Source organism: Micromonospora sp. MH99 (genome assembly GCF_021442385.1).
In the GTDB taxonomy this organism is placed as follows: Bacteria; Actinomycetota; Actinomycetes; order Mycobacteriales; family Micromonosporaceae; genus Micromonospora.
The window spans coordinates 65,691-88,030 of sequence record NZ_MUZA01000012.1; the positions used below are offsets into that span (position 1 = coordinate 65,691).

The window sequence follows — 22,340 nt, forward strand, 5'->3', positions numbered from 1 at the left end:
ATTCAGTCACTGTCGCCGGGTGAAATGGGGCCGCCACCGTCTCCGAGACGGTGGCGGCCCGCTGCGGGTCGGACGTCAGCGCCGGTCGGGCGCCCCCTTCGGCGCGGGGTCGACGGAGACCTGGTCGAACGCGGGCGCCCCGTCGACCGCGTCGGCGCCGAGCGCCGTCGTCGTGGCGGCGTCCGGCAGGTCGAGGCTGGTCCGCAGGGTCACCGGCCGGAGCAGGAGCGCGGCGATGACACCGACCACCCCGATCGCGGCCGAGATGAGGAAGATGTGCCCGGTGGCGTCGCCGTACGCGGCCCGCACGATGTGCTGGATCCCGTCGGGCAGCGCGGTGATGTTGAGGTTGCTGTCGCCGCCGGCGCCGGAGGCGGGGATCCCGGCGGCGGTCAGGTCACGCGTGATCTGGTCGGTGACCCGGTGGGCCAGGACGGCGCCGAGCACCGAGACACCGATGGTGCCGCCGAGCGACCGGAAGAACGCGACGCTGGAGCTGGCCGCGCCGATGTCCTTGAGGGCCACCGTGTTCTGGACGGCGAGGACGAGGTTCTGCATGGTCATGCCGACGCCGGTGCCGACGATGAACATGGCGACGCCGACCAGGACGAGCGACGTCTCGTGGTCGATGGTGCCGAGCAGCGCGAACCCGGCGACCAGGATGATCGAACCGGCGACGATGTACGGCTTGATCCGTCCGCTCTTGGTAATCAGCCGACCGGCGACGATCGAGGAGCCGAGGACACCGGCCATCATCGGGATGGTCAGCAGACCGGCCTCGGTCGGGCTGTAGCCGCGGCCGATCTGGAAGTACTGGCCGAGGAAGACCGCGCCGCCGAACATGGCCATGCCGACCGCGAGGCTGCCGAGGATGGCCAGCGCGGTGGTGTGCTGGCGCACGATGCCGAGCGGGACCACCGGCTCGGCCGCCCGCGACTCCACCCAGACCGCGAGGGCCAGCAGGAGGACTGCGCCGCCCACCATGACCCCGGTCTGCCAGGAGACCCACGCGAACGAGCCGTCGACGAAGGAGATCCAGATCAGCAGCACGCTCACGCCGGCAGCGATCAGGGTGGCGCCCAGGTAGTCGATCTTGACATTCTCCCGCCGCAGCGTCGGCAGGTGCAGGGTCGCCTGGAGCAGGATCAGCGCGATGACGGCGACCGGCACGCCCACGAAGAAGCACCAGCGCCAGCCCAGCCAGGACGTGTCGACGATGAGGCCGCCGAGCAGCGGGCCGCCGACGGTCGCGACAGCCATGACGCCGCCCAGATAGCCGTTGTAGCGGCCCCGCTCACGCGGCGGGATCATGGCGGCGATCGCCACCTGGACGAGGGCCTGCAGGCCGCCGACTCCGATGCCCTGGAACGCGCGGGCCGCGATGAGCTGTCCCGCGCTCTGCGAGAAGCCGGCGATGACCGAGCCCAGCAGAAAGACCACGATGGCGACCTGGATGAGGAGCTTCTTGTTGAACAGGTCAGCCAGCTTGCCCCAGATCGGGGTCGTGGCGGTCGCGGTGAGCAGGGTCGCGGTGACCACCCAGGTGTACTGGTTCTGGGAGCCGTTCAACGACCCGATGATCTTGGGAAGCGCGGTCGAGACGACCGTGCTGCTCAACATCGCGACGAAGAGCACCAGCAGCAGACCGCTGAGCGCCTCGAGCGTCTGCCGATGGGTCATCGGCTCGGTGCCGGCCGTGGTGGTGGGTGCGCTCATCGCGCGGCCTCCAGCTTGTCGTGGGTGACGAGGGCGACGCCGAACAGGGCTGCGCGGGCTCACGAACCCGCGTATTCGCGCACCTGACTTGGTTGCCTCACGCAAGCATCTACCGATCTTGCCTAGTCGGCAAGTTTGCACATTGAGAAGCCGGTCACTCGACGTACGCTGAGCGCGATGGACGAGATCACCGGCCTACGGGAGCGCAAGAAGGCGGCCACCCGCCTCGCCCTGCACGAGTCAGCCCTGCGCCTCGCGGCCGAGCAGGGCCCCGACTGCGTGACCATCGAGGCGATCGCCGACGCCGCGAACGTCTCCCGGCGGACGTTCTCGAACTACTTCTCCAGCAAGGAGGAGGCGCTCTTTCACGGCGACACGGTACGCCTGCGGCGGCTGTTGCAGCTGGTGTGCGAGCGGCCGAACACCGAGCCGCCGTGGACCGCGCTGAGCCGGGCGGCCGAAAACGTCACCAGGGAATCATCAGATGATCGCGACGGCGGCTGGCTGACCCGACGCCGGCAGCTGCGCGGGCACCCCGGCCTGGCGGCATACCAGGTGGCGGCGTACACGGCGGTCGAGCGCGAGCTGGCGGCGGAGCTCGCACACCGGCTCAGCGGCACGGCGGTGGAGCTGCGCTCCCGTCTGCTGACCGCGACGTTCCTGGCCGCCCTGCGCGTCGCCATCCAGCACTGGATCGACCATCCCGGCCACGATCTGCTGGAGATCGTTCGAACCGCGCTCGCCGAGGTCGCTCCCCCGTCCGCGGCCGCACCGGCAGACGACTCGACGACCTGACGCCACGCGCACCGACCGCCGCCCTGCGCGCCCCGCGGCGCAACGACGGCGGGCCCCGTCGCGCCGGCCGCCACCGCTTGCGGCGGTGGTGGCCGGCGGACGAGGCCCGCCGTCGACGGGTCAGCGGTAACCGGCGGTCACCACGTTGGCCTGCACCGCGTTCTCGGTCGCGTCGGACGGATAACCCGCCACCATCGCGCCCTCGTAGAAGGTGCCGGCGCTCAGGTTCGCGCCCCCGTCCGGCTTGCAGCAGTCACCGCCACTGCCCAGGATGATCGCGCCCTGCTTCTTCATGGGGCTGTATCCCGACGGGAGCGAGCCGTCCCACAGCGTGTAGAGGCTGCCGGACTGGGCGTCGCTGCCCTTCATGGCGAAGCGGGACGTGCCGTTGTTCTTCAGCGTCGCCGTGACGAACTTGCTGGTGAACGCCCGCTGGTTCGGGTTCCACGAGCTGCTGCCACCGGGGAACAGGCCCCACTCCAGGTCGGCCTGCACCCAGGGACCGCTGCCGGAGCAACCGCCGAACCAGCACTGCTTGCCGAAGTTGATGGCGTCCATCGCGCCGGCGGCGTCGGCCTTGCGCGTCGTCTCGCTGTTGCCGTAGTCGAAGCAGCAGCCGCTGTTGACGTGGGTCCCGCTGGTCACCATGTACATGCCCTCGGGCGCCGAGCCGGTCGGCACGCCGGTCAGGTGCCCGTCGCGCCAGTAGCTGTTGCCGGGGTTGATGTAGAGCGAGTACGCCTTGGCGCCGCCGACGGTCAGGGACTCCGTGGTCGCGGTCGCCGGCTTGCTCTGCGGCGAGCCCGGAACCACGCTGGAGCCCTGGTACCAGAGGTCGTTCCCGCGCCCGGACTGGTCGAAGACGACGGTGATCACGCAGGTCGTGCCGGAGCAGAACGAGTCCTGCGTCGCCGCGTTGGCGGTGCCGCCCGTGCCGGTCAGGCCGATGTTGCGGGTGGTGTTGTCCGACGAGCGCCGGACCTGGTAGAGGTTGCCGGCGTACGTCGCGTAGAGGGCTCGCGTCGTGCTGTGGGCCGCCACGCACGGGGTGCCGCCGGAGGCGTAGATGTCGCACGGGCGCGCGCCGCTCGGCGGCGGGGTGGTGGTCGGCGGGATGGTGGTGGGCGGGGTGGTCGGCGAGGTCCACTGTTGGTTGGCGCCGCCGTTGCAGGCCCAGAGGATCAGTTTGGTGCCGTTCGCGGTGGCCGCGCCGTTGGCGTCCAGGCACAGCCCGGACTGCACACCGGTGATGGTGCCGTTGCTGTTGACGTTCCACTGCTGGTTGGTCTGGCCGTTGCAGTCCCAGATGATCGCCTGCGTGCCGTTGGTGGTGCCGCGGCCGGAGGCGTCCAGGCACTTGTTGCCGTACACCGTGAGCTGCTTGCTCGACGTCCAGGTCCAGGTCTGCCCCGCCGCGCCGTTGCAGTCCCACAGTTGGGTCTGGGTGCCGTTGGTGGTGCCGGAGTTGGGGACCTCGACGCATCGACCGGACGGGACGCCGACGATGGTGGTGCTCTGCCCGGGTGCGATGGCGGCGGCCAGCGGCGCGGCGGCGGCCTCGGCGGAGGAGGATCCGGCACCGGCCGCCGCACCGACGGTGACGAGGACGAGGACGCCGGCCACTGCGCTGGCCAGGACGGCCAGGCGCGGGAGGCGACGTCTCGGGATGGGATCGTGGGCCATGCCGGGCCCGGCGGGGGACGGGGTTCGCACGAGGTGGCTCCTCGGAGTCGTGACAGCGTGGAAGTGCCGACGCCGCAGGTGGTGGTGGCGGGGGCAGCCGAATCGATTCGCGGCAATCGTAGGATCAATTTTCGATGAGTGTCAATGTAAGCCCGCTCGGCGGGAGTCCGGCGGTGGCCGTCCGTGCCGACGGCCGCCGCCGGACCTCTTCCGCGACGCCTACCGCCCCCAGAGCCGCCAGCTCTGGTTCAGCGGACTGCCCTGGCCGACCGGGTTGCAGGTCCACTGCAGGACCGTCGCGCGGGCCGCCGTGGAGACCCCGTTGACGTCGACACACTTGCCGCTGTGCCGGGCGACGAGCTGGTAGTCGTGCGAGTCGTTACCGGAGTAGGTCACCTTCCGGAGGGTGAACTGCTGGTTGAGCCCGTTCTGGCAGGTCCACTGGTGCACGGCGGCGCCGTTGGCGGTGGAGACGCCGCTGACGTCCAGGCACTTGCCGCTCTGCTGGTTGACCACCGTGTACGTGTCGGCCACGCCGGCGACCGGCCGGAAGTTCCAGAGCTGCTGGTCACCGCCCTCGCAGTAGAACTGCTGCTGGACGTTGCCGTCGGCGGTGCTCAGGCCGGTGTTGTCCAGGCACTGCTGCGAGTGCTGGGCCACCGCCACCGACTGGAAGCCCGCTTCCGAGGGCGGCAGCAGGGTCACCGTGTACGTGTCGTTCTGGTTGCCGTACGGCAGGGTCACCGTGGCGTTGTTGTTGGACAGGGTGACGACGCTGTTCGAGACCGTGACCGGCCCCTGCACCGCGCCGCCGTTGTTGTACGGGATGCGCTGCGTGAGCACCCGCACCTGGTTGTTCTGCACCACGCCACTTATCGTGTCGAGGCGTCGCAGGTTGACGGCCAGGTTCCCGGTCGTACGACCGCCACCGACCAGCACCTTCGCCACGCCGCTCGCCTTCGTGGCGTACGCGTCGTAGGACTGGCTGCCGGTCACCGAGACGATCTGGCCGGCCTGGGAGGCGTAGTAGCGGTAGACCCACCACTCGCCCTTGGGCTGGTGCTGGCCGGCCGAGTTGCGGATCAGCAGGTTGCCGAGGTCGTTGTGCAGGTTGCCGGCGCTGGCCCAGTTGGCCCGCAGACCGTCCGCGCCGGCCCGCTCCAGGCGCGCGATGTACCAGGCGCCGTCGGCCGGGTTCTGCTCGTTGGACGCCCCGTACTCGTTGATCTGGTACGGGCGGGGATGCGGGATGCCGCGCGGGTCGAGGGTGGCGTTGGCGGCGGCGACGTTGGCGACCGGGTCGCCGGGCAGCGAGTGCCAGCTGATGATGTCCGGCACCGTGTTGGTCGAGCGCACGAAGTCCAGGTACTGGTTCCAGAACGCGTGGTTGGTCGACGGCACGCAGGCGCAGCTCGGCCCGACGATGAGCTGGTTGGGGAACTCCGTCCGGAGGCGCTGGTACGTGCGCCGCCAGAGTTCGAGGTACTGGGAGATCGGCCGGTTCCAGAAGATGGTGATGTTGGGTTCGTTCCAGATGTCCCACTGCACCGACAGGCCGGACGCCCGGACGTCGTTGATGACCCGGGTCAGGAAGTTGTCGTAGTCGGTCCAGTTGCCGTTGTCGCCCGGGAAGCGGGAGATGCCGGCGCCGTCGGCGCCCCACAGGTCGTGCGGCAACAGGATGAACTGCCCGCCGAGGGCGACGGTCCGACGGGCCTGGGCGACTGTGGCGTTCCAGCGGCGGTCGTAGTTTCCGCCGACCCAGCCACTGCCAGGCAACTGTGCGCCACCGGCGCGCATGTAGCGGAAGTTGACGTCGCGGTAGAAGTGGTCCGGCGGCCCACTGGCGTTCTCGGTCATGCCGTAGATCCAGCCGGACGCGCGGTAGGTGGGCGTGCCGGTCGTCGTGGAGAAGTTGACGCTTATCGACTCGTCGGCGGCCTGGGCCGGGGACGCGGCGACGGTGACGGCGGTGGTTGCGGCGAGCAGGCCGACGACGAGTCGGGCGACGAGCGCGTGGGCTCGCCCCGACCTGCTGCGGGACGGGGTTTTCACGGGCGGCTCCTTGGTGGGGCGCGGGGGACGCTCTCCGGAGGGCTGCGCTTGCGAATCGATTCGCACGGATCGTAGGTCGGGGACTCACCTGTGTCAATGAAGCGTCGATCGCGTGAAGCCGGTGTTTCCCAGCAGCACCTCCCTGGACGCGCACCAACCCTTGACCACCGTGCATGGGCGGTCCTATCTTCGTGCGAACCGTTTCGTCGAATCGGTTCGCCTCATGGTCGGACGTGGTCCGGCCCGCGACGGTCAACCCACGACACCCCACCTGACGATCGACTTGAAGTGAGGCAGCACATGACACGACCCAACCGACGGCGGCGCCTGGCCGCCGTTGCCGTGCTAGCGCTCGCCGCGGTGACGGCCAGCGCCTGCTCGTCGTCGTCCGGCGACTCCGACGACGGCGGTGGCGGCGCGTACCTCGTCTGGGACCCGTATCCGCAGTTCGCCGACGACTCCGACTGGGTCGCCCTGCTCAAGAAGTGCGGCACCTCGGCGGGCGTGACCGTCGAGCGAACCGGCTACGACACCACCGACCTCACCAACAAGGCGCTGCTCGCCGCCCAGCAGAGCAACTCGCCGGACGTGCTGATCGTCGACAACCCGGTCATCTCGACACTGGCCGAGGCTGGCGCGCTCACCACCACCGAAGAGAACAAGCTGGACGTGTCGAGCATGGCGGCGAACCTGCTCGGCGCCGGCCAGAGCGCGGGCAAGACGTACGGGGTGCCGATCGGGGCCAACACCCTCGCGCTCTACTACAACAAGGACCTGCTCACCGCCGCCGGCGTCGACCCGGCCTCGGTCAAGGACTGGACGTCACTGACCGCGGCGCTGACGAAGGTCAAGGCCAAGGGCAAGAAGGGCATCACGTTCTCCGCGATCGGCACCGAGGAGGGCAGCTTCCAGTTCCTGCCCTGGTTCTGGGGATCGGGCGCCCAGCTGACCAGCCTGGACTCGCCGCAGGCGGTGTCCGCGCTGAGCCTCTGGACGGACTGGCTCAAGCAGGGCTACGCCCCGAACTCGGTCATCAACAACACCCAGACCACGAGTTGGCAGGAGTTCGCCACCGGCGACTTCGCGTTCGCGGAGAACGGCACCTGGCAGCTGGCCAACGCCGAGAAGCTCGGCTTCTCGTACGGCACCATCGCGATTCCGGCCAGCGCCGGCGGGCCGGCCCCGGCGCCGACCGGCGGCGAGTTCGTCTCCATCCCGGTGCAGAAGAAGACCGGCCGGTACGCGACGTCGCAGAAGCTCGTCACCTGCCTGACCAGCGCCGACAATCTCCTCACCACCGACACCACGCTCTCCTACGTGGCGCCCGTCGCCGCCGTACAGGACCGGCAGGCTACCGAGAACCCCAAGCTCAAGGTCTGGGTGGAGGCCGTCCGGGCGGCCAAGGGTCGCACCGGTGACAACCTCGGCACGAAGTACCCGAAGATCTCCGAACCCCTGTGGACAGCCGTGCAGGCAGCCCTGAGCGGCGGGAAGTCGCCGCAGGAGGCGCTGACCGCCGCGCAGGCCTCGGCCACGAGCAAGTAAGCGCGTCGAACCGACACGATGACCCCCACGACGCGTATCTCCACCACCACGCGAGGCCACGGTGGGGCGGCTGAGGCCGCCCCACCCGGGCCCCCCGCGCCTCGCACCCGCCGGCCCGGACGATGGCTGGCGTGGGGCTTCCTGGCGCCGACGGTCGTCTACCTGCTGGCCTTCTACGCCTACCCGCTCTACCGCAACGTCGAGCTGAGCCTGCGCGAGTACACCGTCCGCTCGTTCGTGCAGGGCGGCGCACCCTTCGCCGGCCTGGACAACTACCGCACCGTCCTGGCCGACCCGGCGTTCTGGCCGACGTTGGCACACACGCTGATCTTCACCGGCGCGTCACTCGTCTTCCAGTTCAGCATCGGCATGGCCCTGGCCCTCTTCTTCCGCCAGCACTTCCCGCTGTCGGGCACCCTGCGGGCGCTGATCCTCGTACCGTGGCTGCTGCCGCTGATCGTGTCGGCCTCGACCTGGTCGTGGTTGCTCAACAGCGACTCGGGGTTGGTCAACGCCGCACTGGGCGTCGTCGGGATCGACCCGGTCAACTGGCTCACCTCGCCGACCTGGTCGCTCACCTCGGTGATCATCGCGAACATCTGGATCGGCATCCCGTTCAACCTGGTGGTGCTCTACAGCGGGCTCCAAGCGATCCCGGTCGAGGTCTACGAGGCGTCCGCGCTCGACGGCGCGACCGGCTGGCAACGGTTCTGGTCGATCACGTTCCCGCTGTTGCGCCCGGTCTCCGCGATCACGCTGCTGCTGGGGCTGATCTACACGCTGAAGGTCTTCGACATCATCTGGATCATGACCAGGGGCGGCCCGACCGGTTCCTCCGCCACGCTCGCCACCTGGTCGTACCGTCTCGGCTTCGGCAACCTGCTGCCCGAGTTCGGTCCGGGCGCGGCCGTCGGCAACCTGCTCATCGTGATGGCCCTGGTCGCCGGGCTCGTCTACATCAGGTCCCAACGGAGGCAGCACCTACGATGACCACGTCACCGCGTCGCGTCTGGTGGAAGACCGCGGTCGGTCTGGTGCTGACCGGGCTGATGCTCTTCCCCGTGTACTGGATGATCAACGTGTCGTTCACCCGGGACCAGGACATGCGCGCCAGTCCCCCGCACCTGTTCCCGACCAACGGCACGCTGGACGGCTACCGGGCCGTCCTCGACCAGCAACTGCCGTACCTCGGCACCAGCTTTCTCGTCGGACTCGGCACTGTGGCACTGACCGTGGCTCTCGCCGCCCCCGCCGGGTACGCGCTGGCGAAGCTGCGGCCACCCGGCGGCCCGGCGCTGAGCTTCCTGCTGCTGATCGCCCAGATGATCCCCGGAATCATCATGGCGATGGGCTTCTACGCCATCTACCTCACCCTCGGCGTCCTCAACACGCTGCCGGGCCTGATCCTGGCCGACACGACACTCGCGGTGCCGTTCGCCGTACTGATCTTCACGGCCTTCATGTCCGGCATCCCCGACGAGCTGCTCCAGGCCGCCGTGGTCGACGGCGCGGGACGGCTGCGCACCTTCTGGTCGATAGTGCTGCCGGTCAGCCGCAACTCGATCGTCACGGTGTCGCTCTTCGCGTTCCTGTGGTCCTGGTCGGACTTCATCTTCGCCTCGACCCTGGCCGGCGGCGGCGACCACCAGCCGATCACCCTCGGCATCTACCACTACATCGGCAACAACAACCAGCAGTGGAACGCCATCATGGCCACCGCCGTCGTCGCCTCGATCCCCGCCGCCGTGCTGCTGATTCTGGCGCAGCGGTACGTCTCGATGGGCGTGACCGCCGGCGCCGTCAAGGACTGACCATCCGCGGCGGTCGAGGACTGACCACCCGCACCACAGAAAGGCACCCGCCACCCATGACCGTCGCCCCGTCCGGTCCGGAGTTCGGAATCCAGGACATCCCGTTCAGCTACCGCGGATCCTGGTTCAACATCTCCCCGGTGGTAGCCGAGAAGACGTACGCCGACGACCTGCACCTGGTGTCGCACCAGACCGGGCTGCACCCGGTGCTGCGCCTCTCCCCCACGGCCGCGGGCTCCACTGTCGTGGCCACGCCCGCGCTGCTGACCTGGCGTGCCGGTTCCGGTCACATCGAGGCCGTCTACGACACACCCGACACCCTGCGGATCCGGGGCCGGCACCTCGGGCTGCGGATCGCCGCGGCCGCCGGCACCCTCACCCCGTTCAGCGGCACCTACCTCTACCTCGACCCGGTCGACGGCGCACACGTCTTCACCTCGTACGAGACCGGGCGACGCTACCGGGTCACGGTGCTCTCCGGCGCGCTGCGCCGCGCCGCCGGCGTCGAGGCGCTCGGCACCGCCGACCGTTGCCTGGACCTCCCCGGCGACGAGCCCTGGGAGATCGCCATCGAGGAGTACGCCACCGCCCGCCGGCCGTACGCCACCACCGTCCCCTTCGACCAGGTGTGCCGCGACCGCAGCGCCGAGTTCGCCGCGTTCGTCGACGCCATCGCGCCATGGCGCGGCGCGGACACGCCCGCCGCCGAACTGGCCGCGTACGTGCTGTGGTCCGCCACCGTCGCCCCGGCGGGCTTCGTGACCCGACCCGCCGTCCTGATGTCCAAGCACTGGATGGACAAGGTGTGGAGCTGGGACCACTGCTTCAACGCGATCGCGCTCGCGGCCGGTGAGCCGGAGCTCGCCTGGCACCAGTTCCACCTGCCCTTCGACCACCAGGACGGCGCGGGTGCCCTGCCCGACTCGGTCACCCACTCGGAGGTCCTGCACAACTACGTCAAGCCGCCCATCCACGGCTGGGCGCTGCGCCACCTGCGCCGACGCCTCCCTGAGCCACCGGACCGGGCGGCGCTCGCGCAGACGTACGACCGGTTGGCCCGCTGGACCGGTTTCTGGCTCGACGCGCGCCGCGCGCCCGGCCACGACCTGCCGCATTACCAGCACGGCAACGACAGCGGCTGGGACAACGCCACCACGTTCGACGACGGCCGGGTCGTGCAGACCGCCGACCTGGCGGCGTTCCTGGTCTCCCAGCTGCGGTGCCTGGCCGACCTCGCCACCGAGCTGGGCGAACCCGCCGACCGGTGGTCCCGGGAGGCCGACCGGATCCGCGCGGCAATGATCGGGCAGCTGTGGGACGGTGAGCGCTTCACCGCCCGCAGCCCGCACACCGGGCAGCGGCGGACCAGCCGCAGCCTGCTCGATCTGATGCCCGTCGCTCTCGGCGCCGACCTGCCCGCCCCGATCGCCGACGCGCTGGCCCGGGGCGTCGAGACCCACCTCACCACGCACGGGCTGGCCACCGAACCGACGGACTCGGCCCACTACCTGGCCGACGGCTACTGGCGGGGCCCGATCTGGGCGCCCTCCACGGTGCTGGTCGAGGACGGTCTGCGGCGGGCCGGGCACACCGGGATCGCCGACGACATCAGCCAGCGCTTCCTCGCGCTGTGCGAGAAGTCCGGTTTCGCGGAGAACTTCGACGCCGAGACCGGCGCCGGGCTGCGGGATCGCGCGTACACCTGGACGGCCAGCAGCTACCTCATCCTCGCGGCCGCCCAGGAGGAACGCCGGGCCGCGCGACGGTAGCCGTACGGCGCGGGCCCCAATCGGCGGGGCCCGCGCGCCGGTGGAGGATCAGTCGGTCCGGACCGGGCCGGTGCTGGACCGCAGCGAGATGGGTGGGCTGTAGAGGCGGTGCCGCGGCACGCTGCCGGGGGCCGCGATGATCTCCAGCAGCAGTGCCACCGCCTCGGCGCCCATGTCCCGCATGGGCACGTCCGCAGCGGTCAGCGGTGGGCGGAAGTCCTCCGCCCAGTGCTGGGCGGCGACCCCGGTGACGGAGAAGTCGGCCGGAACGGACAACCCGGCGCTGGTCAGCGCCCGCTGCATGCCCGGCAACGCCGCCTCGTTGATGGTGGCCACCGCCGTGACGTCCGGGTGCGTCCCGAGCAACTGCTCGACGCACGCCTCACCGGAGGCCGTGTCATCGCCGCAGCAGACGTCCACGCCGACCAGACCCCGTTCCGCCACCGCCGCCTGGAAACCGGCCAGGGCGCGGTGGCTGGGCCCGTAACCCGCCGCCACCAGCTCGGCGGAGCGGTTGACCAGCGCCACGTGCCGATGCCCCAGATCGGCCAGGTGGTGCACACAACGCGCGATCAGCCCGGCGTAGTCGATGTCGACCCAGCTCATGCCGTGCGCCTGCGCCGTCCGACCGATAGTGACGAACGGCAGACCCGTTCTGGCCAGGCGCGTGACCCGGTCGTCCTCCAAGCGGATCTCCATGAGGACCACGCCGTCCACCCGACGCCCGCTGACGATCCGCTCGAACGACCTGTCGTGGTCGCCACCGGACGGGGACAGCAGCACATCCAGGTCGTGGCGGGCGGCGGCCTCGACGACGCTGGCGACGAAGCCCAGCTGCATGTCGGTCAACCGCTGGCTCGCCGGTGGGATCACCAGCCCGAGGGTGCGCGTACGCCCCTCCTTCAGGGCGCGGGCGCTGGCGTTCGGCCGGTAGTCCAGCTCGTCGATGACCGCCTGGATCCGCTGCCGGGTCGCCTCCGAGACGGTCCGCTTGCCGCTCAGCACGTACGACACGGTGCTGCGGGACACCCCCGCCCGCCGGGCGATCTCCCCGATGTTCATACGCCGCCCTCGAATCGATTCCTGCCCCGACGGGGACGCGCCCAGCTCCGGTTCCGAGCATAGGCGCTTCGCGCCGACGCCCGGACGCGCCGCCCGGCCCGTTCGGCCTGCCCGACCGGGTCGACCCGCCCGTTGCGCCCGAGGCGACCCGGTCAGGAATCAAGAAGCGCCCGGCCGGCACCCCGGCCTAGCCTTTTTCCCAGGTAGCCGGCCTTACCGCCGGGCCGGAGAAACATCGAGAGGGAGCCCGACATGTCCGCGAAGACCTCCACGACCGAGTCCGACGGCTTCAGCGCCGAGGAGCGCGCCGCGATGAAGGAGCGTGCGGCCGAGCTGCGCGCCGAGGGCAAGAAGGGCGCCAAGCGGGCCGACGGGTTGCAGGCGGTCCTCGACCGCATCGCGCAGATGGCGCCCGACGACCGCGCGCTCGCCGAGCGCGTGCACGTGGCGGTGACCGCCGCCGCCCCCGACCTGACGCCGAAGACCTGGTACGGCATGCCCGCCTACGCGAACGCGGCCGACAAGATCGTCGTCTTCTTCCAGGACTCCGGCAAGTTCAACTACCGCTACTCGACCCTGGGCTTCCAGGACACGGCCAACCTCGACGACGGTGACCTCTGGCCGGTGTCGTACGCGCTGCGGACCTGGAGCCCCGACGTGGAGAAGAGGGTCATCGAGCTGGTACGCGCGGCGGTCTCCTGAGCCACGGCTCTGGCGCCCCTTGCGCGCGACGACGATGATCGCCAGGTGTCGTTCTGGGAGTTCGTCACGGACATCGGCGTACCGCTGGTCCTCGTCGTCGGCGCTGCGGTCATCGCGGTCGGCGCGTTCACCGACCCGCCGGAGGAGTTCTCCTGGCCGCGCGGCTGGGAGTGGGCGTGGGTGGGCGTGTGGGTCATGGCGAGCGGCGAGGCGGCGTTCGGCACCGACCGACCGTGGTGGGAGCGCGCCTGGAAGGGCGCCGCGGCCCTGCTCATCGCGGTGGCCTGCGTGGTCGCCGTCTGGCGGCACCAGCGGTGGCGCAGGCGGCCCCGATGGACCGGTGGCGACGCGACGTAGTAGCCAGCGGGTGGGCAGCGCGCCCGGCCCGCCGCCGACGCGGGGCCGGCGGCGGGCGGGAACGCGCCAGCTCAGGTGGTCGTGCAGGTGATGTCGGTCGGCGGGTTGTTGGTTCCCGTCGCGGAGGCGAGGAAGCCGAACGTGGTGGAGCCACCGGCCGGCAGCGACCCGTTGTAGTCGACGTTCGTCACCCGCACGTTCGCACCGCTCTGAGTGTGCGTGCCACCCCAGATCTGGGTGATCGCCTGCCCGTTGGGGAACGTCCAGGAGACCGTCCAGCCCCGGATCGCCGTCGCCCCGGCGGTCACCGTGACCGAGCCCTGGAAGCCGCCCGACCACGAGTTCGTCACCGTGTACGTGGCCCGCGCGCCGGACGGCGAGGGCGTGCTGGACACGGTTGGCGTCGGCGTCGGGATCGGGCTCGGTGTGTCGGTCGGACTCGGGGTCGGCGAGACGGTGGGCGAGGGCGTGCTGGTCAGCGTCGGTGACGGTGTCACGCCGGGCCGCGCGGCGCGGTAGGTGTGCCCGGCGCGGACGGCGAGTTGGACGACGTCCGTCTCGGGTCGGGTGGTGGTGGGCGTGCTGTCGTCGGTGACGTCGACGAGGGTGAAGGAACCGGTGAAGAGCCGGCAGCGGAGTCGTAGGGTGCCGTCGCGGTCGGCGCGGACGCTGATCTCGTCGGCCTGCCCGCTGGTCCAGGCCACGCCGACGGTGTATCCGCCACGAGCGCGGAGCCCCGCGACCTGGCCGGTGGGCCAGGCGCTCGGCAGCGCCGGCAGCAGGTGCAGCTCGCCGGTGTGGCTGTGCAGCACCATCTCGGCGATGCCGGAGGTCGCGCCGAAGTTGCCGTCGATCTGGAACGGTGGGTGCAGGTCGAACATGTTCGGCGCGAGCCGGTCGGTGCGCACGAGGTCCTTCAGGAGCTTGTGGGCGCGGGTGCCGTCCTCCAGCCGGGCCCAATAGTTGATCTTCCACGCGAGGGACCAGCCGGTGCCGTCGTCGCCGCGCAGCTCCAACGTCCGGCGCGCGGCCTCGTACAGCTGCGGGGTGCCGCGCCTGGTGATCTGGTTGCTGGGATGCAGGCCGTACAGGTGCGAGACGTGCCTGTGGTTCCGCTCGGTCTCGACCCAGTCGGCGAGCCACTCCTGGACGTTGCCGCGCGAGCCGACCTTCGTGGGCGCCAGCCGGTCCCGGGCCGTGCGCACCTGGGAGCGGAACGTCGTGTCGACGCCGAGCACCTCGCTGGCGCGGGCGACCGCGTCGAACAGGTCCCGCAGGATCTGGTTGTCCATGGTGGGGCCCGCGCAGACACTGGCGTTCGAGTGGTGCGGCAGCTCGGGCGAGTTCGACGGGTTCGTGACCAGGTAGCCGAGCGTCGGGTGGGCCACCAGCGTGTCGAGGAAGAACTGGGCGGCGCCCTTGAGGGCCGGGTAGTTGGCCGACAGGAAGCCGACGTCGCCGGTGAACAGGTAGTGCTCCCAGATGAGGGTGGACAACCAGGCGCCGCCGGTCTGCCACATGCCCCACAGTGCCCCGTCGACGACCGAGGCGCCGCGCCACCCGTCCGTGTTGTGGTGGGTGACCCAGCCGCCGGCGCCGTACTGCGCCTGGGCGACGCGCGCACCCGTCACCGTGAGGTCCTTGATCATGTCGAAGACCGGCAGGAAGCACTCGGCGAGGTTCGTCGTGTCGGCGGGCCAGTAGTTCATCGGCAGGTTGGCGTTGATCGTGTACTTCGAGTCCCAGGGCGGCGTCATGGAGTCGTTCCAGATGCCCTGGAGGTTCGCCGGCTGGGTGCCCGGCCGCGACGAGGAGATCAGCAGGTAGCGGCCGTACTGGAACAGCAGGGCGGAGAACTGCGGGTCGTTGGTGCTCGCGTGCTGGGCGATCCGCACGTCGGTCGGCTGATCGGCGGCGGCCGTACGACCCAGGTCGATGCTCACCCGGTTGAACAGGGCCTGGTAGTCGGCGAGGTGCCGACTGCGCAGCTGATCGAAGCCCACGCCCCGGGCGGCGGTGAGGCGGCTGCGCGCGATGCCCTGGTAGTCGCCGTTGACGATGCGGTAGTTGACGTAGCTGGAGCCGATCGAGATCAGCACGGTGACGCTCGTGGCGCCGGAGACGCGCAGGGTGCCTCCGGAACTGCTGACCGTGCCGCCGGTCGCGACCGCCTGGGCCAGGGCGAGGAAGCGCACCGACCCGTTGACGCCCTCCATCGCGCCGGAGATGCCGTCGACGGCGATCGTGGCGGCGTCCGGGCTCGACATGGTCGTCCGCTGCGGACTGTCGAAGGTGGCGTTGAACGTGATCGAGTTGGCGCGGTCGGCGGTCAGCCGGAGCACGATCACCCCGTCGGGAGCGCTGGCGAACGCCTCACGCTGGTACCGGACACCGTTGAGCACGTACGTCGTGGTGACGGTGGCGGTGGTGAGGTCCAGCGTCCGGTTGTACTGCGACGCGCTGGCCGAGGAGAAGGCCAGCCGGAGGTTGCCCACCGGCTGGTAGGCGAGCTGGCCGCCCGGGGTTCCCATCATCGTCTGGTTGATGAGGTCCTGCGCCTGGGTCCACTGGTCCGCAAAGACACGCCGCCGGATCTCGGCCAGGTTTGCCGCTCCCCGGGTGTTGGCCGAGTCGTACGGGCCGCCGGCCCAGATGGTGTCCTCGTTGAGCTGCAGCCGTTCGGTGTCGACGTTGCCGAACACCATCGCGCCGAGCCGGCCGTTGCCGATCGGCAGCGCCCGTAGCCAGTCGGTGCCCGCGGGCTCGTCGTACCAGAGGGCCATGTCGCCGGCGGCGAGCACCTGCGACGGCGCCACCGAGCCGGCGCGGGCGACGGCGGACCACGCGACCGGCAGCAGCGCGGCTCCGGCGCCCGCCGCACCGGCCCTCAGCACGTTCCTTCGTGTCACGTCAGGCATGGTCTCTCCAATCAGCGCAGCTAGCGGCGCAGGAGGGTGAAGAACGGCGCCCCTGCCGGGCCACCGTTGAGGAAGTCGAATGTCGGGGACGTGCCCACGGCCAGCGCGCCGTTCGAGGTCCCGTGCGAGACGTACGGCCGCTGTCGTTGGACGTGTGGTGAGGCGCCCTGCTGTTAGCGCTAACAAGTGCCGCCCGTTCGCACCCTGCAGCACCGTTCACAGCCGGGGACCGACGCCCCGAGCTCCCGGCGGCGCGTCAGCTCACCCTCTATAGACCTTCGTAGATGGCAGTGCCGCTCGTCAAGAGATGTCGGCCATGTTTCCCGCCAGCGTCCCCGCGAGGTCGCGCGGCTGGCCCCCGCCCCGGCACGCGGACCGGGTTGCCATCCCGACGGCATCTTCGTAGCATCCAGGGCACCCGATGTTATCGCGAACATTCTGTGGCATCAGGGCATGGACCGCGCGGGAGGTGGCACCCAGTGTTCGCAGGCACGGCGGCCGTCTCGGGCTACCGCAATCCGGTCGTGCCCGGCTTCTATCCCGATCCGAGTGTCTGCCGGGTCGGCGACGACTACTACCTGGCCTGCTCCAGCTTCGAGTACTTTCCGGGCGTACCGCTGCTGCACAGTCGGGACCTGGTGAGCTGGCGACAGATCGGCAACATCCTCGACCGTCCCAGCCAGCTGGAGATCCCGCCGGACGCCGACGCGTCCCGAGGCATCTTCGCGCCGACCATCCGCCACCACGACGGCCGGTTCTGGATGATCACCACCAACGTCAGCCTGGGCCGCCACCTCATCGTCACCGCGCGGGACCCCGCCGGCCCGTGGTCCGAGCCGGTCTACCTCGACCTCCCCCACGTCGACCCGTCCCTGGCCTGGGACGACGACGGCACCTGCTGGCTGACGACCTCGGGGGTGGACGCCTACCGGATCGACCCGGACCGGGGTCAGGTGCTGGAGGGGCCGATCCCGCTCTGGTCCGGCACCGGCGGCCAGTACCCGGAGGCGCCGCACCTCTACCGGATCGGCGACTGGTGGTACCTGCTGCTCTCCGAGGGTGGCACGCACACCGGCCACGCCGTGTCGATCGCCCGCGCACGCAGCCCCCGGGGGCCCTTCGAGCCCGCGCCGAGCAACCCCATCCTCACGCACCGCAGCACCAACCTGTCGGTGCAGGCCGCCGGGCACGCCGATCTGGTGCAGGCCACGGACGGCAGCTGGTGGATGGTCCTTCTGGGCATCCGGGCGAAGGGCCAGTGGCCGCCCTTTCACGTGCTCGGCCGCGAGACGTTCCTCGCGCCGGTTCGCTGGGACGGCGGGTGGCCCGTCGTGGACGTCGTCCGGGAGGTCACCGCGGCGCCCGCCGGCAGCGCACCGGCCCTCGCGGCCCCGCCCGGGCCGGTCGCCCACCACGACGACTTCGACGCGACAACCCTCGCGCCCGGCTGGATCTCGCCCCGCTCCCGCCCCGACGCGGCCTGGTCGCTGACCGAGCGGCCCGGATGGCTCACCCTGCACGCCACCGGTACGACGCTGGACCGGGCCGGCGCGACGATGGTGGCGACGCGCCAGCGCCACCATGACTGCCGGGCCAGCACGCGGGTCGATCCGGGCAGCGGCACGGCCGGGCTCACCATCCGCATCGACGAGGCGCACCACTACGACCTGGAGATTGGCGGCGGCAGCGTCCGCGTCGTCGGTCGGGTCGGGCCGTTCCGGCAGGTCTTCGCGTCCCTCGACGTACCCGCCGGCCCGCTGGTTCTGACGATCGCCACCCGGACCCACTGCCTCTACCCGCCGACCGTGACCTCGGCCGCGGGGCTGGCGGCCGCTGACGAACCCTTCGGCGTACGCCCCGCCACCTCCGACATGATCGCGTTCGAGGTGGAGACCTCCGAGGGCCGCGTCCTGTTGGCCGAACTCGACGGGCGCTACCTGTCCACCGAGGTCGCCGGCGGCTTCACCGGCCGGGTCATCGGCATGTACGTGACCGGGGACAGCGCCGCCTTCGACTGGTTCGACTACCGGCCGGCAGCGCGGCCTACCGACTGAGCGCGGACCGGCTCGCCATCGAGGGATCACCGTAGACTCCCCGTGTGATCGAGGAGAGCCGGCGGCATCACGCGCGCAAGCCCCGGCGCGGTGACCTGCCCATCGCCACGATCGCCGAGCTCGCCGGGGTGTCCCCTCCCACGGTGTCGAAGGTTCTCAACGGTCGCGCCGGGGTGGGCGAGCAGACCCGGCAGCGGGTGGAGGCACTGCTGCGTGACCATGGCTACCGCCGGCCGGAAACCGCCGCGAGGACGCTCTGCATCGAGGTGCTCTTTCACCGGATGCTGCCCTCGATCGCCCTGGAGATCCTGCGGGGGATCCAGGAGGTCGCCGGCTCCCGGGACTGCACGGTCGGCTTCATCGACATCCGCCATCGGGTGGCGGCGGGGCTGCCCTGGATGGAGCCGCTGCTGCTGCGACAGCCCACCGCCGTCATCGCGGTCTGCTCCCTGGTCACCGCCGAGCACGGCAGACAGCTCACCGCCATGGGCATCCCGCTCGTGGCGATCGACCCGGTCGGCGAGCTGTTCCCCACGCCCGCCGTCGGGTCGAACAACTGGAGCGGCGCCCTGGCCGCCACCCGGCATCTGCTGGACCTCGGCCACCGACGGATCGGCGTGGTCACCGGGCCGGAGCAGGATCTGTCGGCGCGGGCTCGCCTGGATGGCTTCCGAGCCGCGCTGGACCATGCCGGCGTTCCGTTCGACAGCAGCCTCGAACGGCGCGGAGTCTTCAGCTTCGAGGACGGCCGTGACCTCGGCCGCGAGTTGCTGACCCTGGCCGACCCCCCCACCGCCGTCGTCTGCGGCAATGACCTGCAGGCGCTCGGCGTCTACACGGCGGCCTACGAGGCCGGTCTGCGAATCCCCGACGACCTCAGCGTCGTCGGCTTCGACGACGTGGACCAGGCGGCCTGGACCACGCCACCTCTCACCACGGTGCGACAGCCGTTCAGCGAGATCGGGGCCACCGCCGCCCGGCTCGCGTTGGCGCTGACCGACGGCCATGCGCTGGCTCAGGAGCGGTACGAGCTCGGCACCGCGCTGGTCGTGCGTGCCAGCACCGGGCCGCCCGGTTCGCGGTTGTCGGAGGCCGCCCTCCGCCCGTGAGCCAGAAATTTCTTGGCGGCCATGTCGAGAAACGGCGCGCGGCTCCGTCCCCGAGGTGAACGTGACCGGAACGGGTCACACCAGCGAGGAGGAACAGGACGATGGCGAAGTACCTGCTGCTGAAGCACTACCGCGGCGGTCCGGCCGGGGTGAACGACGTGCCGATGGACCGGTGGACGCCGGAGGAGATCTCGGCGCACATGCAGTACATGAACGACTTCGCGTCCCGGCTGGAGAAGACCGGCGAGTTCATCGAGGGTCAGGCGCTCGCCCCCGAGGGAGCGTGGGTCCGCTACGACGGCCCGGGACGCCCGCCGGTCACCGACGGTCCGTTCGCCGAGACCAAGGACCTCATCGCCGGCTGGATGGTGATCGACGTCGACACGTACGAACGCGCCGTCGAGCTGGCCGGGGAACTGTCGGCCGCTCCGGGGGCGGGCGGGAAGCCGATCCACGAGTGGCTCGAGGTGCGCCCCTTCCTGACCGAGCCCCCCACCATCGCCGAGTGACCTCGGCGATGGACGACGCACTGCTCCGGAGCCTCACGCCGGGCGTGCTCGGCATCCTCGTCCGCCGCGGAGCTGACTTCGCGGCGGCCGAGGACGCCGTACAGGACGCGCTCGTCGAGGCCATCCGCGTCTGGCCGGCCGACCCGCCGCGGGACCCGAAGGGCTGGCTGATCACCGTGGCCTGGCGCCGGTTCCTCGACACCACGAGGGCGGACGCCGCCCGTCGCCGTCGTGAGGACCTCGTCGACTCCGAGCCGGCGCCGGGGCCCACACCGACGGTGGACGACGACCTCCAGCTCTACTTTCTCTGCGCCCACCCGTCGCTGACGCCGTCGTCCGCCGTCGCGCTCACGCTGCGGGCCGTGGGCGGGCTGACCACCCGTCAGATCGCGGACGCCTACCTGGTGCCCGAGGCGACCATGGCGCAACGCATCAGCCGGGCCAAACGAACCGTCTCCACCGTGCGGTTCGACCAGCCCGGCGACGTCGCCACCGTGCTGCGCGTGCTCTACCTGGTCTTCAACGAGGGCTACACCGGCGACGTCGACCTCGCGGCCGAGGCCATCCGGCTCACCCGGCAGCTCGCGGCCGCCATCGACCATCCCGAGGTGGCGGGCCTGCTCGCCCTCATGCTGCTGCACCACGCCCGCCGCGCCAGCCGGACCGCGTCCGACGGCAGCCTGGTGCCGCTCGCCGAGCAGGACCGCGGCCGGTGGGACACCGCACTCATCGCCGAGGGTGTCGACATCCTCCAGGCGGCCCTCGCCCGCGACCGGCTGGGCGAGTTTCAGGCCCAGGCCGCCATCGCGGCGCTGCACGCCGACGCGCCCACCGCTGAGGAGACCGACTGGGTGCAGATCGTCGAGTGGTACGACGAGCTGGCACGCCTGACCGACAGCCCGGTCGTCCGGCTCAACCGCGCGGTGGCCGTCGGCGAGGCCGACGGCGCCCGGGCCGGCCTGGCGGCGCTCGCGGCGCTTGACGACTCGCTGCCCCGTCACACGGCGGTGGCGGCGTACCTGCACGAGCGCGACGGCGACCTCGCGACGGCGGCACGCCTGTACGTTGAGGCGGCCCACCAGGCCCCCAACCTCGCCGAGCGGGACCACCTGACGCGCCAGGCCGCCCGGCTCAACGCCCGCCGACAGCGGTGACGGCGCCCGGCCGACGCGGGCAACGCGCCGGTCGACGACGGCAACGACGCAGAGCACCTGTCATCCGGACCGGCTTCGACCGCCGGCCCCGCCGTCGTCGCGTGACGGGGCCGGCACGAGCGATCCGCTCGGTCAGCGGTTCAGAGTGGCGAGCAGCGCGGTGCTCATGCCCTGCTCACCGCGCGCGTTCGGGTGGAAGGGCGCGGCCGCGTTCTGCGGCACCAGCCCCTCGACCCAACGGGTGCTGCTGCTCTTGCACGCGTCCCGACCGATCGACGGCGTGTAGACGTCGGCGTAGGTGGCGCCGTTCGCCCCCGCGGCGCTGGCCAGCATGGCGTTGAGCGACTTCTCGATGCCGCGCAGGTAGGGCACGTCCTGGTAGGCGATCGGGACGACGGGCCAGCAGCCGTAGCCGCTGTCGGGCAGGATCGCCGGGTATCCGAGCACCACGATCCGCGCGCTCGGCGCGGCCCGGCGGATCGCCTGCAGCGTGGTCGTCACCTTCGGCACGGTTGCCGCGATCCGGGCCTGCAGCTGGTCGGTGCCGCCTGCGGTGTACCGGTTCTTGCACGGCGAGCCGAGTGGGCTGCTGAGGCTCGCCTCCGCGCATTCGCCGATGATGTCGGCGAAGCCGATGTCGTTGCCGCCGATCTGCACCGTCACCAGCGCCGTGCTCGACGTGACCGCGTTGAGCTGCGGTGGCAGGTTGATGCCCAGTTGGCCGCTGCCGCCGTAGAGGATGTCGTCGGTGGTGGCGCCGGAGCAGCTCACGTCGGCGAACGACGTCGAGCCGGCGGACGCGGCCACCAGGGAGGGGTAGTTGCGGTTCGACCGGAGACAGTTGAGGTCGACCTGGGTGGGGATCAGCGGACCGGCGGTGTACGAGTCGCCGAGCGCGACGTAGCGGCCGGTGGGGACCGCGGCGCTGGCGGGTGTGGCGACGGCGAACAGCACACCGGCGGTGGCCGCGGCGAGCGCGGCGAGTCGGGTGGCTGCCCGCAGGAGCGGCAGGCGGGGACGGGGCATGACGCCTCCCAGGGGAGATCGCGGTGGCGATGGTGGTGCCGAGATCCTGTCGCCGCCCACCGAGCGGCGTCAATA

17 protein-coding genes are annotated in these 22,340 nt (G+C 71.0%); 11 read left to right on the plus strand and 6 right to left on the minus strand.

Annotated elements, in window-relative coordinates:
- Positions 1-75 precede the first annotated feature (75 nt).
- Positions 76-1,716, minus strand: coding sequence for an MDR family MFS transporter (locus B0E54_RS09250; RefSeq protein ID WP_234582889.1), 1,641 nt, complete (start codon positions 1,714-1,716; stop codon positions 76-78).
- Positions 1,717-1,893: 177 nt separating this feature from the next.
- Here B0E54_RS09250 and B0E54_RS09255 point away from each other — a divergent pair, with 177 nt between their 5' ends.
- Positions 1,894-2,511 carry a TetR/AcrR family transcriptional regulator gene (locus B0E54_RS09255; protein ID WP_234582890.1) on the plus strand — a complete coding sequence of 206 codons (618 nt, stop codon included), beginning with the start codon at positions 1,894-1,896 and terminating at the stop codon, positions 2,509-2,511.
- Between the two features lie 120 nt (positions 2,512-2,631).
- On the opposite strand, the gene B0E54_RS09260 is transcribed toward B0E54_RS09255, so the two are convergent.
- Entirely contained in the window at positions 2,632-4,224 is a 1,593-nt protein-coding gene (locus tag B0E54_RS09260) for an arabinofuranosidase catalytic domain-containing protein (protein ID WP_234582891.1), read from the minus strand.
- Positions 4,225-4,413: 189 nt separating this feature from the next.
- Entirely contained in the window at positions 4,414-6,249 is a 1,836-nt protein-coding gene (locus B0E54_RS09265; protein WP_234582892.1) for an RICIN domain-containing protein, read from the minus strand.
- A 300-nt stretch (positions 6,250-6,549) separates the two neighbouring features.
- Between B0E54_RS09265 and B0E54_RS09270 the strand changes: the two genes are divergently transcribed.
- The 4 genes from B0E54_RS09270 to B0E54_RS09285 are packed head-to-tail and all read left to right on the plus strand — an operon-like array spanning position 6,550 to position 11,374.
- Complete coding sequence (locus tag B0E54_RS09270) at positions 6,550-7,794, plus strand: extracellular solute-binding protein (protein WP_234582893.1); 1,245 nt, start codon at positions 6,550-6,552, stop codon at positions 7,792-7,794.
- An 18-nt stretch (positions 7,795-7,812) separates the two neighbouring features.
- Positions 7,813-8,784: a carbohydrate ABC transporter permease gene (locus B0E54_RS09275; RefSeq protein WP_234582894.1), complete on the plus strand. Its 972-nt coding sequence runs from the start codon at positions 7,813-7,815 to the stop codon at positions 8,782-8,784.
- Complete coding sequence (locus tag B0E54_RS09280; RefSeq protein ID WP_234582895.1) at positions 8,781-9,605, plus strand: carbohydrate ABC transporter permease; 825 nt, start codon at positions 8,781-8,783, stop codon at positions 9,603-9,605. Before B0E54_RS09275 ends, B0E54_RS09280 begins: the two co-directional genes overlap by 4 nt.
- 56 nt (positions 9,606-9,661) lie before the next feature.
- On the plus strand, positions 9,662-11,374 hold the full coding sequence (locus tag B0E54_RS09285; protein WP_234582896.1) for an amylo-alpha-1,6-glucosidase: 1,713 nt from the start codon (positions 9,662-9,664) through the stop codon (positions 11,372-11,374).
- Between the two features lie 48 nt (positions 11,375-11,422).
- Here the strand turns inward: B0E54_RS09285 and B0E54_RS09290 are convergent, their stop codons facing one another.
- A complete protein-coding gene (locus tag B0E54_RS09290; protein WP_234582897.1) occupies positions 11,423-12,436 on the minus strand; it encodes a LacI family DNA-binding transcriptional regulator in 1,014 nt (337 codons plus the stop codon).
- A gap of 252 nt (positions 12,437-12,688) precedes the next feature.
- On the opposite strand from B0E54_RS09290, the gene B0E54_RS09295 reads away from it, so the two are divergent.
- A complete protein-coding gene (locus B0E54_RS09295) occupies positions 12,689-13,138 on the plus strand; it encodes an iron chaperone (RefSeq protein WP_234582898.1) in 450 nt (149 codons plus the stop codon).
- 45 nt (positions 13,139-13,183) lie between these two features.
- Complete coding sequence (locus B0E54_RS09300) at positions 13,184-13,495, plus strand: hypothetical protein (protein ID WP_234582899.1); 312 nt, start codon at positions 13,184-13,186, stop codon at positions 13,493-13,495.
- Positions 13,496-13,566: 71 nt separating this feature from the next.
- Here B0E54_RS09300 and B0E54_RS09305 read toward each other — a convergent pair whose 3' ends face one another.
- Positions 13,567-16,413 (minus strand): glycoside hydrolase N-terminal domain-containing protein, encoded by a 2,847-nt coding sequence (locus B0E54_RS09305; protein WP_234582901.1) that lies wholly within the window; start codon positions 16,411-16,413, stop codon positions 13,567-13,569.
- A 479-nt stretch (positions 16,414-16,892) separates the two neighbouring features.
- Here B0E54_RS09305 and B0E54_RS09310 point away from each other — a divergent pair, with 479 nt between their 5' ends.
- The 4 genes from B0E54_RS09310 to B0E54_RS09325 all read left to right on the plus strand — a co-directional run bounded on the left by B0E54_RS09310 (position 16,893) and on the right by B0E54_RS09325 (position 21,239).
- Entirely contained in the window at positions 16,893-18,467 is a 1,575-nt protein-coding gene (locus B0E54_RS09310) for a glycoside hydrolase family 43 protein (protein ID WP_234582902.1), read from the plus strand.
- Between the two features lie 44 nt (positions 18,468-18,511).
- Entirely contained in the window at positions 18,512-19,576 is a 1,065-nt protein-coding gene (locus tag B0E54_RS09315; RefSeq protein WP_234582903.1) for a LacI family DNA-binding transcriptional regulator, read from the plus strand.
- 101 nt (positions 19,577-19,677) lie between these two features.
- Complete coding sequence (locus tag B0E54_RS09320; RefSeq protein ID WP_234582904.1) at positions 19,678-20,085, plus strand: YciI family protein; 408 nt, start codon at positions 19,678-19,680, stop codon at positions 20,083-20,085.
- An 8-nt stretch (positions 20,086-20,093) separates the two neighbouring features.
- The gene (locus B0E54_RS09325; RefSeq protein WP_234582954.1) at positions 20,094-21,239 is read left to right on the plus strand and encodes an RNA polymerase sigma factor; all 1,146 of its coding nucleotides are present in this window, start codon (positions 20,094-20,096) and stop codon (positions 21,237-21,239) included.
- A 132-nt stretch (positions 21,240-21,371) separates the two neighbouring features.
- On the opposite strand, the gene B0E54_RS09330 is transcribed toward B0E54_RS09325, so the two are convergent.
- A complete protein-coding gene (locus tag B0E54_RS09330; protein ID WP_234582905.1) occupies positions 21,372-22,265 on the minus strand; it encodes an SGNH/GDSL hydrolase family protein in 894 nt (297 codons plus the stop codon).
- Positions 22,266-22,340 lie beyond the last annotated feature (75 nt).

Excerpts from the sequence above, each read along its gene's own strand:
- B0E54_RS09250 (WP_234582889.1), bottom strand. The coding sequence starts at position 1,716 with ATGAGCGCACCCACCACCACGGCCGGCACCGAGCCGATGACCCATCGG.
- B0E54_RS09255 (WP_234582890.1), top strand. The coding sequence starts at position 1,894 with ATGGACGAGATCACCGGCCTACGGGAGCGCAAGAAGGCGGCCACCCGC.
- B0E54_RS09270 (WP_234582893.1), top strand. The coding sequence starts at position 6,550 with ATGACACGACCCAACCGACGGCGGCGCCTGGCCGCCGTTGCCGTGCTA.
- B0E54_RS09275 (WP_234582894.1), top strand. The coding sequence starts at position 7,813 with ATGACCCCCACGACGCGTATCTCCACCACCACGCGAGGCCACGGTGGG.
- B0E54_RS09280 (WP_234582895.1), top strand. The coding sequence starts at position 8,781 with ATGACCACGTCACCGCGTCGCGTCTGGTGGAAGACCGCGGTCGGTCTG.
- B0E54_RS09285 (WP_234582896.1), top strand. The coding sequence starts at position 9,662 with ATGACCGTCGCCCCGTCCGGTCCGGAGTTCGGAATCCAGGACATCCCG.
- B0E54_RS09290 (WP_234582897.1), bottom strand. The coding sequence starts at position 12,436 with ATGAACATCGGGGAGATCGCCCGGCGGGCGGGGGTGTCCCGCAGCACC.
- B0E54_RS09295 (WP_234582898.1), top strand. The coding sequence starts at position 12,689 with ATGTCCGCGAAGACCTCCACGACCGAGTCCGACGGCTTCAGCGCCGAG.
- B0E54_RS09305 (WP_234582901.1), bottom strand. The coding sequence starts at position 16,413 with ATGCCTGACGTGACACGAAGGAACGTGCTGAGGGCCGGTGCGGCGGGC.
- B0E54_RS09320 (WP_234582904.1), top strand. The coding sequence starts at position 19,678 with ATGGCGAAGTACCTGCTGCTGAAGCACTACCGCGGCGGTCCGGCCGGG.
- B0E54_RS09325 (WP_234582954.1), top strand. The coding sequence starts at position 20,094 with ATGGACGACGCACTGCTCCGGAGCCTCACGCCGGGCGTGCTCGGCATC.
- B0E54_RS09330 (WP_234582905.1), bottom strand. The coding sequence starts at position 22,265 with ATGCCCCGTCCCCGCCTGCCGCTCCTGCGGGCAGCCACCCGACTCGCC.